Origin of the sequence: Sphingobium sp. BS19 (assembly GCF_027925545.1) — a bacterium.
Classification (GTDB): Bacteria; Pseudomonadota; Alphaproteobacteria; order Sphingomonadales; family Sphingomonadaceae; genus Sphingobium.
Window position 1 is genome coordinate 207,321 of the sequence record NZ_BSEF01000001.1, and the last position, 13,018, is coordinate 220,338.

Genomic DNA, 13,018 nt, shown 5'->3' on the forward strand with positions numbered 1-13,018 from the left:
GTCGGGATGCTGTCGAGACAGCAATCATTATTCGAACCGGCGATTGGAGAGTTGCTTGTGCCAGATTTGAAAGCGGATGCCCGGATGGCTGCTTCGACGCAGGAAGGCGCCGTGTTGTCCGAAAATGACAAAGCTGGGGCGAGCCTTCAGGCCGCGCTCCCCCGCATAGACTTCATCTATCTTTCCGAGCCGGACATGATCCGGGCGGGGGTGACCGATATGCCCAAGTGCGTCGATGCGATGGAAGAGATGTTTCGCCTGCTCCATGTGGGTGACTATCGGATGGCAGGCGGCAATAACAATTCCCACGGCGCTATCATCGTTTTTCCCGAAGACTCGCCCTTCCCGGATATGCCCAAGCCGACAACGGACCGCCGGTTCATGGCAATGCCCGCTTATCTCGGCGGATCGTTCCGCACGGCTGGCATGAAATGGTATGGCTCCAACGTCGAGAACCGCAATCGGAATCTGCCGCGCTCGATCCTCACATTCATCCTCAATGACGTCGATACCGGCGCGCCTTTGGCGATGATGTCGGCCAATCTTCTATCTGCCTATCGCACGGGCGCTGTGCCGGGTGTTGGTGCGCGCTATTTGGCGCGCAAGGATTCCCGCGTGGTCGGCATTGTGGGGCCGGGCGTCATGGCACGCACGTCGCTCGCTGCGTTCATGGCGACTTGCCCCTTGATCGACACGGTCAAGGTGCGGGGCCGGGGACAGGCCAATCTGGATGCGTTTACGGCATGGGTGGCTCAAACCTACCCACAGATTACCACAGTCAAGGTCGTCGAGACGGACGAAGAAGTTGTGCGGGATTCCGACATCGCCACCTTCTGTGCCTCCGTTGCGACCGGCGATCCATCCAAATATCCAACCGTGCGCCGCGAATGGGTGCGGCCCGGCACGTTCCTCTCCATGCCAGCGCCCTGCAACATCGATGAAGGGATGGAAGCGCCCGAGATCCGCAAGGTGCTCGACTTTACCGGGCTCTACGAAGCCTATCTCGAAGAGCTGCCAGCGCCGCGCCACAACCATGTGCCAGCCGTTGGTGTGCGCTATTTCGATCTGGTCGAGGAAGGCAAGCTGCCCCGCGATGCACTGGAAGATCTTGGCGCCATCGTATCCGGCACGACGCCCGCACGCCGGAACGATGATGAGATCATCATCCTCTCCGTGGGTGGCATGGCCGTAGAGGACGTGGCCTGGGGCACGATGGTCTACCGCAACGCCGTCGCGAAGGGCATCGGCGTCAAACTTAATCTGTGGGACGAGCCTGCGCTCAAATAGTCCGCATGAACCAACCCGATATTCATTTGGAAAGTGAGGCACCATGCCAGACGTCATCAAGGTAAAAACCGGCAATAAGTTTGAGGAGCATGGCTCTTATTCGCGGCTCGTCGCAGTGGATAACATGATCTTCGTTTCCAATACCGCCGGACGCAACCCCCGCACTAAGCTGATCCCGGAGGATTTGGCCGAACAGACCAATCAGGTGCTCGATAACATCGCCGGTGCGTTGGCTGCAGTGGATGCGGTACTGGAGGATGTGGTTTCTGCTCGTGTGTTCGTGCAATTCCCGGAGGACGTCGAGACGATCATGGAAACCTATGGCAATAGGATGCGCGGGATCAATCCCACGCTGACTATGACCTGCCCGCCGCTGGGCTCGACGCAATATAAGGTGGAAATCGACGTGATCGCCATTCGCGGTGTGTCCAAGGCGACGGTCAAAGAACTGCTGATCTCGCTCTAATTGCCGGCGGCAGGCTGGCCGCGCACGTCCAACCGTAAGGCCCCGCTTTTATGGCTCCTAAGATCGTCCCTGTTCAAACATCCGCCGCTTTGCCGAAGGAAACCACGGTGGTGGTGATCGGCGGGGGCATTGTCGGGCTGTCGACCGCCCTGTGTCTTGCCGAACGCGGCGTGCCGGTGGTGGTCATAGAGAAGGGGCGGCTTGCGGGCGAGCAATCATCGCGCAACCTTGGTTGGGTGCGCAAGGTGATGCGCCCGCCAGTCGATCTGCCAATGGCGCAGGCGGCAGAGCGGCTCTGGGCGCAAATGCCGCAGCGCACGGGCGATGATTGCGGTTTCCGTCAGGCGGGCATTGCTTATGTGGCACGCACTGAAAAAGAGCTGGCCGTCTACGAGGGCTGGCTCGAAACGGTGAAGGGCTCCGGCTTGGATTCACGCCTGCTGACCCCGGGCCAGATCGCCGAGCTTATTCCCGGCAGCACCGGTACATGGGCGGGTGGCATCGTTACCCCATCCGACGGTCGCGCTGAGCCGACGCTGGCATCGAGCGCAATCGCCAGGGCGGCGATGGCTAAGGGGGCGGTGATCGTTGAGAATTGCGCCGTGCGTACGCTTGAGACGTCCGGCGGCGCGGTGTGCGGCGTTGTGACGGAGCAGGGAGAAATCCGTTGCTCGCAAGTGGTGCTGGCCGGTGGCGTATGGTCACGCCGCTTCCTTGCCAACCATGGCGTGAAGCTCTTGACCCTGCCGCTCGTCGCCGCAGTGCTGCGGACAGAGGCGATGGAGGGGCCGACTGATTGCGCCGTGGGCGGCGCCGACTTCTCCTTCCGCAAGCGGATTGATGGCGGCTACACCATCACCCAGCGCGGCGCTTTGTTTGCACCCTTGACGCTCGATCACCTGCTGATCGGCATGGAGTATCTGCCCACGCTGATGGCGCAGTGGAGCAATTTGCGTGTGTCATTCGGGCGGGAATTTTTTGCTGACCTTGGCCTGCCGCGTCGCTGGAAAGCGGATCAGACCTCGCCCTTCGAGAAGGTCCGCACGATGGACCCGCCGGTCAATCATGCGCTGAATGAGGAAGCGATGCGCAATCTGATCGCTGCATGGCCGATCTTCGCCAAAGCCAAGATAGCGCAGGAGTGGGGCGGGATGATCGATGTGACGCCGGATTCGATGCCGGTGATCGGTCCCGTTGCCCGCTTGCCCAATCTGACGCTGGCAACCGGCTTCTCCGGGCATGGCTTTGGCACGGCGCCCGGCGCAGGTGAGCTGGTCGCTGATCTGGTGATGGGCAAGACGCCCGCCATCGATCCGACGCCTTACCGGCTGGATCGTTTCTGATCCCGCGGCAATCAGCGACGGACCTTTCGCTGCCTTTGCTGGCCGTGCTGCTGTGGGGCGGCAATGCGGTTGTTACCAAGGCTTCCGCAAGCGTGCTGAGCGCTGCGGAAATCTCCTTCTTCCGCTGGGCCGTTGCGACGCTGTTGCTGGCGCCGCTGGCTTGGCCTGCATTGCGGCGCGAACGGGCGGCCGTGCTGGCCCGGCTACCACGGACGGTCATCCTGGGGCTGCTCGGCTGCGCGCTCTTCCCGTACATGATGTATCTTGCGGCCAGCTACACCTCGGCCATCCATCTTGGGCTCATCCAGACATTGATGCCGATGCTGGCAGTCTGCTTTGCTAGACTGCTGTTTGGCGCCGCGATCAGCCGGGCGGCGCTTATTGGCGCGGCGGTCTCCATGATCGGCATGGCGGTGGTCGTGTCGCATGGCGACCCGCTGCTGCTCTTTGCCGAGCCCGCCAACCGGGGCGATCTCATCATGATTGCGGCGACGGCCTGCTTTGCGCTCTATAGCGTGCTGCTTGGCCGCTGGCGCAGCGAGGCTGTGTCGCCGCTTGTCGATCTGTTGGGCCAGTCCTTCGTGGCGATGGTCGCCATGCTGCCGCTCTGGTGGGCCTCGGCCAGCAGCGCCGTGCAGCCGCAGGGCCTGTGGATGATCGCTTATGCCGGGGCGCTGGGATCAGTCGTGGCGCCATTGCTCTGGATGCAGGGCATATCGCGGATCGGCCCGGCCCGCGCCGCGCCCTTCTTCAATGTGTTGCCGCTCGTGACCGCCGCGCTCGCCATCGCCTTTTTGGGCGAGGCGCTCACGGTGTCACTGGTGATCGGCGGTCTGCTCACAATCGCCGGTGTGGTGCTGGCGCAGCATCGACGTTAATCGCGCTCAGCGCCCTCACTCAGCCAAAGTCATGAACGCCTTCGAGCCTCATGCAGACAGCCTTGGGCTCGGTGAAGGCATGGACTGCCTCAGTGCCAAATTCGCGGCCAAGGCCGGACATCTTGGTGCCGCCGAAGGGCATCGCAAGATCGAGCACATTATGGGTGTTGAGCCACACAGTGCCTGCCTCGATCCGCTCGGCGAGCAGATGGGCATGGTCGAGATTGCGGGTCCAGATGCTGGCGGCGAGGCCAAAGGGTGTGTCATTGGCGAGCGGTACAATCTGCGCGCGATCGGTGATGCGAGTTGCGCAGACCACCGGGCCAAAGATTTCCTCGCGCATCACGGTCATGCCCGGGGTGACGTCCGCTAGCACCGTTGGCCGATAATGCCAGCCTGCGCCATTGCCCGCCACGCCGCCAGCGATCACCTGCGCACCCTCGGCCACGCCTGCATCGACCAGACCGCTCACCTTGTCGCGTTGCCGCATAGAAATGAGAGGGCCGATCTGCGTTGCCATATCGAAGGGGGAGCCGAGCTGCAGCCCGTCTGCAATCTTGGCGACACCCTCCAGCACGGCATCGTAGATTGCATCTTCGACCAGCAGGCGCGAGCCTGCGGTGCAGATTTGGCCTGAATTGGAAAAGATGGCTGCTGCTGCGCCGGGAATGGCCCGATCTAGATCGGCATCCGCCAGGATGATCGTGGGTGACTTGCCACCCAGTTCCAGCGTGACGCGCTTCATTGTCTTGGCTGATGCGGCCAAAATGCTCTGGCCCGTTGCAGTCGATCCGGTGAAGGCAATCTTGCGGACGAGCGGATGATCGACCAGTGCGGCACCTGCCTCTGCGCCATAACCGGTTACGATGTTGACTGCGCCCGCGGGGAAGCCCGCCTCCGCGATCAATTCGCCCAGCCGTAACGTGGTGAGCGAGCTCTCCTCCGACGGTTTGAGCACGACCGTGCAGCCAAAGGCGATGGCCGGGGCGATCTTCTGGATCGCCTGACCGATTGGGAAGTTCCAGGGCGTGATGCCGCCGATCACACCAATTGGGCGGCGCTGGGTGTATGCGCGGTAGACGGCATCCTCTGGCATCAGCGGGTTATGCGTCACATATTCGCCGGTGATCTTGGATGCCCAGCCGGCGAAGTAGCGCAGGCCATCTATGGTGAATTGAAGATCGATGGCGCGCGTTACGAACAACAGCTTCCCGCTATCGAGCGATTCCAGTGCGGCCAGTTCATCGCGATGCTTCTCGACCAGCAAAGCAAGGTTTTCGAGCAGACGGCCACGATCAAGCGGACGCATCCCTTGCCAAGTCTTGCTTTCGAAACAGCGATGCGCGGCCCCAACCGCGCGGTCGACATCCTCGCGACGGCAGGCCGGGAAAGACATGATCTTGTTGCCCGTAGCAGGATCGAGCGCGTCGATCATCCTTCCCGCGCCGCGCGGCTCGACCAGTTCACCATCCAGCAGGAGCCGGCCACTTGGAAGAGTGATCGGCGGCATGGTCGCGGGTTGGTTATCAAGTTGAGACATGGCTTCTTCCAAACTCGGTTTTGCGGGGTTCAAGGCCGCTGTTCAGGGGGCAAGGCAGCGGTAAGGTCGCCTTCGACATGAGTGGAGCCAACCTGCGCGTAAACGTCCGGACGGTTCTTGCGCAGCCAAAGGCCGTGCAGCAGACCAATCGCAATCAGCCCGACGAAAAGGAATGGCAGCCGGTTTACGATGGCCAGATCCGTGCCGGTTAGCGCGGAATAATTGGTGAGCGACAGATAGGTGATCGCGGTGATTGCGAGGCCTGCCACCAGAGGCGCCCAGAAGGTGCCGATGGAAATCTCCCCGCGCCGCGCGAAATAATAAGGGATAGAAAGGGAGGTGGTAGCGAGCAGGATTTCGAGCCCCACTGCGCCCATCGATGACAGGCTGGTGACGAGGCTTAGCAACGGGTCGAGCCCAGCCAGTGCAAAAAGGCCAATGATGACTGTGAGAATGGCCGTCAGCAGCAGGCAAGCGACATAGGGCGAGCCGTGGCGCGAGTGAACGCTGCCCAGCGCGGGGGGCATCAAACCGTCACGCGAGAGGGCAAACACATAGCGCGAAATATTGTTGTAAAAGCCCAGGGTCGCCGCGAACAGACTCGTGACCGTCAGTAGGTTAAGGGCATCGCGCCCAAAATGCCCCAGATATTGCATCGCAACCCCCGTCACGAGCCGCCCGGGGTCGGCGGCGGCGCGTGCCTGCGCGTTTTCAGGAGAGAGGGCCATCACGAGGCACCATGAGGAAAGCACGTAGAATGTGCCGAGCACCACCACTGCGCCATAGGTCGCGCGCGGAATGGTGCGCTGCCGGTCGCGCGCTTCTTCCTGATAGATGGCGGTCGCTTCAAAGCCGATGCAGCCGTTGATTGCGTAGATCAGTGCGATGCCAAGGCCAGGCGCGAGGATCGTGCCTGGCGTAAAACTGGAGAAATCCAGGCCGGAAAATCCCACGTCATGAAGAATTAGGGCATCGATGAGCAGAATGAGGCCGACTTCGAGCAACAGGGCCACGGCGAGCACTTTGGCGGCCATCGTGATCTTGTGATAGCCAAGCCAGGAGACGGCCAAAATCCCGAGGCCTGCCCATATCTCCCATCGCGTCGAAAAATCGAAGGCACTCTGCAGCAGATCGGACATGAAATAGGCCATTGCCCCCAGCACGGAGGCTGCCGCGCAGATATAAGCCGTAACCGCGACATAGGCGGCCGCGATGCCGGCTTCCTTGTTCAGACTGAGTGCAATGTAGGCATAAAAGGCGCCAGCGTTGCGCACATGCGGGATCATCCGCACATAGCCCATCGCAAACAGGATCATGATCAAGCTGACGAGGAGCTGCGTCCCGGGCACACCCGCGCCATTGCCAAAGGCGAGCGCCAAGGGGATGATTCCGGCGAGAACGCCCATCGGCGCGGCACAGGCGAGGATCATGAAAATGATGTCGCCAGTTCCCAATACACCGCTCAGCAAGCCGCCGTTGGATTGATCTTCTTGTGTACGCCTGTTCATGCTGCTTGCGTCATCCTCCCCTTGCCGCACACGCTGTGTTGCTCAACCCAATCAATGACGGATCAACCGTCTGTCGGTATTGCGTTGCTGGCATCTTAGTTTGTATTTTCGGCCAGCTTCGTTTGCGGGCTGGTTTTCTTATCTCGCATCAGGCCGCGTCTGTCGGCGCAAGCGCCATGACGCGTAGTGGGCTTCCCGAGCCGCCCTTGATCTTGAGTGGCATGGCGATGATGATCGATCCAAAGACAGGCAACTGATCGAGGTTCGTCAGGCATTGCAGACCATAGCGGCCATTGCCGTGAAGGATTGAATGCGCAGGGAGCGGCTCATCGAACAAGCTGGATTGCCCCGCATCTGTGCCGACTGTTTCCACGCCTAGCCCGATGCAGTTACGGTCATGGACGAGGAAGCGCATCGCGTCGGCATCCGGGCCGGGCGAGTGGGCGCCGTCGTCCTTGAGGTTAAGATAGGAGAGCGTGCCTACCCGCTTCGACCAGTCTGAGCGCAGCAGGACCCAGTGGCGTGGCGGGATGGGGCCGTTGCGTGTTTCCCATTCCTCCAGAAAAGCGCGCGTAACGATGAAATCCTCGTCCGCCGCTGCTTGCGGCGCAATGTCGATGACGACGGCGGGGTGGATGAAGTCTTCTGGTGGAACCGCGTCAACCGTTCCGTTTGGAATGTCGCGTCCCGTCACCCAATGCGCCGGCGCATCGAAATGCGTGCCGGTATGCTCGTTCATCGAGATATTGTTCCAATACCATGCCGGGCCATTGGCATCGTAGCGCGAGACGGTTTCCATCCGGAAGGGCTCACACTGCCCAAATTCGGAGGGCAGTACGATGACCGGAAAATCGCTCGACAGGATGTTGGTAAGGTCGATGGCGCGGATCGCGCCGTCAGCTATGCCCGCGATCATGGTGGAGAGGGTCTGATTGGGGGTGAGGGTCACAGGTTCTTCTCCCTTGCATAGAGGGCCGGGTCAGCCAGCCAACGCGTCATCGCGTCGTCGGCCACATCGCCAACGCAGGTCTGCTCGCGCCCTTTCTGAAGTGCCTCGATTGTGGCGGACGCCAGACGGGCAGGCGCAACCTTTGGCGGTGGGATGCTTTGGTGATGCTCATCCTCTACCGGGCCGGTGAAGATCGACAGCACGCGCACGCCAGCTTCCCGCATCTCGTGACGGAATGCCTGCAACAGCGAGAGCCGTGCCGCCTCGGCTGCGGCAAAGCCTGCATGGTCCGCCGAACCGGTCAACGCATCACTCGATATGATGTCCACAAAGGCGCCATGCGATCGGCCAGCAAGCATCGGCCCGCAGCTTTGCGCCAGCCGTGTGAGCCCAATCGCCGCGACTTCAAAGGCGCGGCGCTGCTCGACGATATTTGCGCCGCCACTAACGCCGCCACTGCGCACATGGCGCGCAGTGTTAATGACGATATCTAGCGGCCCGCCGATTTTGCTGAGCGCTTCAGACAGGCTGACCTGGTCCGTGATGTCGAGCGGCACCATCTGCACGCCGGGCAGACGCAGGATGGGGTGATCGGCATCGGCGATGCGTGTGGGCGGCAACATGCCGGCCATAATCAACCCCGCGCCTGCATCGTGCAGTGCCTTGACCATTGCGAGGCCGATGGCGCTGCGGGCATCGCTCACCAGCACGGTCTTGCCTTGCACGGGCACGATGAACTCGCGCAGTTGCGGATCGGTCATGTCGAAACCCCTATCAGGCGGAAAAGCGAATAGAGCGGCATTTCCGCTTCTGTCGAGGAGGATGCGAACCTCCACCCGGTCATCGGGGGCGAGATCGCGGTGCAGATGGGCGAGGGCTATTGGCCCCGCATCGAGCGCGACCGTGCCGGTGCGCCAGGGCAGATGGTCGCGGAAATAGAGATCGGTCGTGGCGTGGATGATAGTGTGGCTGAGTAGCTGCCCACCATTCTCGATATCCTGCCAGGCAAGTTCGCCCCAGCAGGCCGGGCAGGCGTCACGCGGGGGATAGGTCGCCGTGCCACAGGATGTGCAGACTTGCAGTACGAACCGACCCATTGCGGCGCGGGCCGACATGGCGTGCATAGCACGGCTGCGCGCCGAAGGGGGCGTGTGCCGCGCCTTTTTGCGGGCCAGCGGATCGCGTTTTTCGCGGGATGCGCGCTCGCTCATCGCAGAGCTTTCAAGAGAGCGGCGCCCGTGCAAACGCCGCGATCATAATTGACAAGGCCAAAGCCGGAGACGAGCGAAATTTCGGCATCGGGCACTTGGGCGCCGAGCGGCTGCGCGATGATCTGGCGCAAGCCCTCGGTCATGTTCTGGAAGCCGCCTGCAGCGCCTGCCTGACCGGCAGAAAGCTGGCCTCCATTTGTGTTGAGCGGAAGGTCGCCGTCAATGTCAAAGCTGGTCTCGCGAATGAACTGCGCAGCCTCACCCTTGGGGCAGAAGCCCAGATCCTCAAGCTGCATCGCCACGATGACCGGATAATCGTCATAGACCTGCAGTGTATCGACGTCCGTAGGGGCGATCCCTGCAGCGTCCCAAAATCCGTCAATGTCCATTGCCCAGCCGCCGCGATACTGCACCGGATCTTGCGGGAAGGCGTTGTGCCGTTCGATGGTCGCCATGATCGTCGCTGCGGCGAGGCCGCGCTCGGCGGCAATCTCCGGCGTGGTGACGATGAAGGCTTCGGCCCCGGCGCAGGGCATCACGCAATCGAACAGGTGGACGGGGTCTGCAATTGGCCGCGCGGCCAGATAGGCATCCAGCGTGAGCGGCTTGCGTTGCAGCGCCAGTGGGTTGGACCCGGCATTGGCGCGTTGGGCGACGCACAGCTTGCCAAAATCAGCGCGGGTGATGCCGAAGCGGCGCATATAAGCGTCCGTAATCAGCGCGAAGGTCGCGTTGGGGCCGCCATATCCATAGGGATACACGGCATCCCGCGAGAAGCGCGAAAAGCCTGCGAGGCTGTGGCGGAAGCTATCGATCTGGTTGGTGTCTGCTGCTAGGCACACGACCAGATCGGCATCGCCACATTGCACGGCGCGGGCTGCGCGGCGCAGCGCCATAACACCGCTCGCGCCGCCGGTCGGAATATGGTCCAGCCAGCGCGGCGTGAGGCCCAGATGCTGGATCATGCCCACGGCACTATCAGGGCCGGACGAGAAGCTGGAGAAGCAGAAGCCGTCTATATCCGCGGGCTTGAGACCAGCCACTCGAGCGAGTTGCTGCAAGGCCCGGCCTGCCCACCAATGCGCACTCTCCGGCGAAAAGCGCGCATAGGGCACCGTGACTGGTGCGCAGACGGCGACGCCATCATAGGAGGAGGGGCGGCGGCTCATTTGCTCCGTTTCTTGAAGGCGCGCGTGTCATGCAGCGCCCCTGCGGCCATCTGGTCTGCCACAAGATCCTTCAATGCCGCGCGCAGGATCTTCTCCGTGGGCGTACGCGGCAGTTCGGTGACGAAGCCGATCCAGCCCGGCACTTTGTAATAGGCCATTTCGTCCAGCGCCCAGCGCGCAATATCTGCCGCAGTCTCGTCATCCGCATCGCTGGTCACGACCAACGCCACCACTTCATCGCCGCGCACTGCGTCGGGCGTTGCGGCCACGGCGACCTGGCGGATAGCCGGGTGCTTTGCGAGGATCGTCTCCACCTCTACGGCCGAGATATTCTCGCCCGAGCGGCGGATCACATTCTTTTTGCGATCGACAAAGCGCAAGTCGCCATCGCTATCACGCGCGACTATATCCCCGGTGTGGAACCAGCCGCCCTCCCAGGCCTCCTGCGTCGCTTCTGAGTTTTTGAGATATTCGCGGAAGAAGCCGTAGCGCGGATTATCTCCCGCGCGCCGCACCAGCAACTCGCCGGGCTGGCCATCCTGTGCATCGTCGCCCGCATCGTTGATGATCCGGATCTCGATTTCGTCGGTCGCTCGCCCAAAGCAATGGGTGCCCACCTTGCGCGGCTCGTGGGAGGCGCAGATAACGCCCCCGCTGCCGGTTTCCGTCATGGCCCAAGCCTCGATCAGCGGGAAGCCGAAGCGCTCTTCGAAAGGCCCATGAAGCTCGCTGGAGACGCCCGCACCGAAACCAAAGCGCACGGCATGGTCGCGATCCTGCGCACTCTCCGGCGCCTTCATCAGCATCGCGGGCATCACACCCAGATAGTGCAGACATGTCGCCTTGCTACGCCGCACGGAATCCCACCATGTCGAAGGGTGAAAGCGATCAAGTAGGATAAGGCATCCGCCCTGCGTCATCATCGCCATGACGGATACGGCGAGAGCGTTCATGTGGAACAATGGCAGCGGCGTCAGCATGCGTTCCTCGCCCTCGCGCAGAACGATCAGCCCGCCTACATCGCGATACCAGTCGCCTGAATGCAGGAAATATTCGTTCGTCAGCACACAGCCCTTGGGGCTGCCCGTCGTGCCCGATGTGTAGAGCAGAGCCGCTTCCCGGCTGGCATCATCTGTCGCAGCAGGTGGTACGGACGTAGGCAGGGGCGGTGTTGGCTGGTCAGGGGTGACCGGCAGCATGGCACTCCCGGCGGTCAATGCAGCTTCAGACATCTCCGCCAGACGATCTGGCAAAACGAACGCCGCTGCCATCTCAGAATGCGCGATCAGATATTCCAGTTCGCTACGCCGCAGGTCCGGGTTGATCGGCACGATCGACGCGCCGAGCCGGTTTGCCGCAAGAAAAATCTCCAGAAATTCGGGCCGGTTGTGCAGTAGCACTCCGACGCGTGTACCCTCGCCATAGCCAGCCGCCGCTAGGGCATCGCTACGCTTAACTACACGCGCAAGCATCTCTGCATAGCTGATTTCACCTGCCGCGACGCCGTAGATATCGGCAGTTTCAGACAGAATATCGAGAAAGGGCTTGTCTGGCCAGCGGGCGGCAGTCGCACGAAAGCGTGCAAAGATTGACAGGTCGCTCATGAATTGATGCCGGCCCCGTTAGTCCGCCACAGTGCGGCCTGTTGAAAGATATGCATCAGCATATGTTTATAGCTAAACTAAATGCTGTCAAGCCATCTGCGTCGGTAACGACAGGAAGCTTCAGCCGGTCAATTTGTTGAGGTTGGTGAGCATACGGGCAAGCACATTGCGGCAAATATCACGTTCGGCTGCAGACGTGCCCTCACTTAGCATTTCGAAATAACCGTCCATTGCCGGCCAGATTTGGTGCAGTTGTTTGCGTCCCTTGCTGGTCAAAACAATCTCACGGCGGCGCTGGTCCTGCTCAGGGACGCGCCGTTCGACCAGGCCTTGTAAAACCATCGCTTCGATCGCGCGGCTCGTGGAGGATTGTTCGGTGAAGGTCCGTTCGGCGACTTCGTTGATCGTCAGCCCGTCTTCGATCTGCAGGATCGACAACGCCCTGAGCGTAACAAGATTGATGCTGTCTTTTTGCAGCATACGCGTTTGTGTCGCTTGTCCAAGGCTGGCTAACCGATTGATTAGATAGGGTAGGTAGCTTTCTAGCTCGGCATAGCTGCTTGGGGGACTAGCGTGGTTCATTCTGTCTCTCTTCAATGCTTTTGGTCTAACGTCCGCGCTAGCTGCTCCAGAGTGATGCGCGTATTGCTTAGCTGCTCAGCAGCTATGGAGCCAAGCAAGCTTGCCAGCAGTTCATCATGCCGCGCCCTTGCCGCCAGATAAAGCGATCTGCCCGCTTCGGTGATTTGGACTAAAAAAGCCCTGCGATCGCTGGCTGATTCTTCGCGGCATATCAGTCCATCTGCGATCAGGCGTCGCGCCAGGCCGGTCACGTTGCCGTCTGTAACCTTGAGTTGACGGGAAAGATCCCGCTGGTTGATGCCATTGGGGAAGCGATGAAGCTGGGCGAGTACGTCATATTTGGCCAGCGTTATACCAAACTCGTGACTCAACTCCCGGCTCAGCCGACCGAAGACTGCGCTATGAACTTCCAACATAGCCTGCCAGGCCTTCGTTTGCCCATTGCGCTCAGCGTCGGCCATTAGCGGCAAAACCTTGTTAG

At 61.3% G+C, this 13,018-nt stretch carries 12 protein-coding genes; 4 read left to right on the plus strand and 8 right to left on the minus strand.

Features of this window, described 5'->3' with window-relative positions:
- The first annotated feature begins 57 nt into the window (after positions 1 to 57).
- Genes QMG56_RS01055 through QMG56_RS01070 form a run of 4 tightly spaced genes read left to right on the plus strand, consistent with a single transcriptional unit; the run spans position 58 to position 3,974 of the window.
- A complete protein-coding gene (locus QMG56_RS01055; RefSeq protein WP_281820676.1) occupies positions 58 to 1,287 on the plus strand; it encodes a tyramine oxidase subunit B in 1,230 nt (409 codons plus the stop codon).
- A gap of 43 nt (positions 1,288 to 1,330) precedes the next feature.
- Complete coding sequence (locus tag QMG56_RS01060; RefSeq protein ID WP_230189624.1) at positions 1,331 to 1,753, plus strand: Rid family hydrolase; 423 nt, start codon at positions 1,331 to 1,333, stop codon at positions 1,751 to 1,753.
- Between the two features lie 50 nt (positions 1,754 to 1,803).
- Positions 1,804 to 3,096, plus strand: coding sequence for an FAD-binding oxidoreductase (locus QMG56_RS01065; RefSeq protein WP_230189623.1), 1,293 nt, complete (start codon positions 1,804 to 1,806; stop codon positions 3,094 to 3,096).
- A 44-nt stretch (positions 3,097 to 3,140) separates the two neighbouring features.
- Complete coding sequence (locus QMG56_RS01070; RefSeq protein WP_281820962.1) at positions 3,141 to 3,974, plus strand: DMT family transporter; 834 nt, start codon at positions 3,141 to 3,143, stop codon at positions 3,972 to 3,974.
- 19 nt (positions 3,975 to 3,993) lie between these two features.
- Here QMG56_RS01070 and QMG56_RS01075 read toward each other — a convergent pair whose 3' ends face one another.
- From QMG56_RS01075 to QMG56_RS01110, 8 genes are all read right to left on the minus strand, one after another.
- Positions 3,994 to 5,514 (minus strand): aldehyde dehydrogenase, encoded by a 1,521-nt coding sequence (locus tag QMG56_RS01075; RefSeq protein ID WP_281820680.1) that lies wholly within the window; start codon positions 5,512 to 5,514, stop codon positions 3,994 to 3,996.
- A gap of 29 nt (positions 5,515 to 5,543) precedes the next feature.
- Positions 5,544 to 7,022: an APC family permease gene (locus QMG56_RS01080; RefSeq protein WP_281820682.1), complete on the minus strand. Its 1,479-nt coding sequence runs from the start codon at positions 7,020 to 7,022 to the stop codon at positions 5,544 to 5,546.
- 148 nt (positions 7,023 to 7,170) lie between these two features.
- The gene (locus QMG56_RS01085) at positions 7,171 to 7,971 is read right to left on the minus strand and encodes a cyclase family protein (RefSeq protein ID WP_230189620.1); all 801 of its coding nucleotides are present in this window, start codon (positions 7,969 to 7,971) and stop codon (positions 7,171 to 7,173) included.
- Positions 7,968 to 9,182 (minus strand): SDR family NAD(P)-dependent oxidoreductase, encoded by a 1,215-nt coding sequence (locus QMG56_RS01090; protein WP_281820685.1) that lies wholly within the window; start codon positions 9,180 to 9,182, stop codon positions 7,968 to 7,970. The genes QMG56_RS01085 and QMG56_RS01090 overlap by 4 nt, the downstream gene beginning before the upstream one ends.
- The gene (locus QMG56_RS01095) at positions 9,179 to 10,351 is read right to left on the minus strand and encodes a thiolase family protein (RefSeq protein ID WP_281820686.1); all 1,173 of its coding nucleotides are present in this window, start codon (positions 10,349 to 10,351) and stop codon (positions 9,179 to 9,181) included. The genes QMG56_RS01090 and QMG56_RS01095 overlap by 4 nt, the downstream gene beginning before the upstream one ends.
- A complete protein-coding gene (locus tag QMG56_RS01100) occupies positions 10,348 to 11,955 on the minus strand; it encodes an AMP-binding protein (RefSeq protein WP_281820688.1) in 1,608 nt (535 codons plus the stop codon). The genes QMG56_RS01095 and QMG56_RS01100 overlap by 4 nt, the downstream gene beginning before the upstream one ends.
- A 120-nt stretch (positions 11,956 to 12,075) precedes the next feature.
- Positions 12,076 to 12,537: a MarR family winged helix-turn-helix transcriptional regulator gene (locus tag QMG56_RS01105; protein WP_230189616.1), complete on the minus strand. Its 462-nt coding sequence runs from the start codon at positions 12,535 to 12,537 to the stop codon at positions 12,076 to 12,078.
- Between the two features lie 11 nt (positions 12,538 to 12,548).
- Complete coding sequence (locus tag QMG56_RS01110) at positions 12,549 to 12,998, minus strand: MarR family winged helix-turn-helix transcriptional regulator (RefSeq protein ID WP_281820691.1); 450 nt, start codon at positions 12,996 to 12,998, stop codon at positions 12,549 to 12,551.
- Positions 12,999 to 13,018 lie beyond the last annotated feature (20 nt).

Excerpts from the sequence above, each read along its gene's own strand:
- QMG56_RS01060 (WP_230189624.1), top strand. The coding sequence starts at position 1,331 with ATGCCAGACGTCATCAAGGTAAAAACCGGCAATAAGTTTGAGGAGCAT.
- QMG56_RS01065 (WP_230189623.1), top strand. The coding sequence starts at position 1,804 with ATGGCTCCTAAGATCGTCCCTGTTCAAACATCCGCCGCTTTGCCGAAG.
- QMG56_RS01075 (WP_281820680.1), bottom strand. The coding sequence starts at position 5,514 with ATGTCTCAACTTGATAACCAACCCGCGACCATGCCGCCGATCACTCTT.
- QMG56_RS01080 (WP_281820682.1), bottom strand. The coding sequence starts at position 7,022 with ATGAACAGGCGTACACAAGAAGATCAATCCAACGGCGGCTTGCTGAGC.
- QMG56_RS01090 (WP_281820685.1), bottom strand. The coding sequence starts at position 9,182 with ATGAGCGAGCGCGCATCCCGCGAAAAACGCGATCCGCTGGCCCGCAAA.
- QMG56_RS01095 (WP_281820686.1), bottom strand. The coding sequence starts at position 10,351 with ATGAGCCGCCGCCCCTCCTCCTATGATGGCGTCGCCGTCTGCGCACCA.
- QMG56_RS01100 (WP_281820688.1), bottom strand. The coding sequence starts at position 11,955 with ATGAGCGACCTGTCAATCTTTGCACGCTTTCGTGCGACTGCCGCCCGC.
- QMG56_RS01105 (WP_230189616.1), bottom strand. The coding sequence starts at position 12,537 with ATGAACCACGCTAGTCCCCCAAGCAGCTATGCCGAGCTAGAAAGCTAC.
- QMG56_RS01110 (WP_281820691.1), bottom strand. The coding sequence starts at position 12,998 with ATGGCCGACGCTGAGCGCAATGGGCAAACGAAGGCCTGGCAGGCTATG.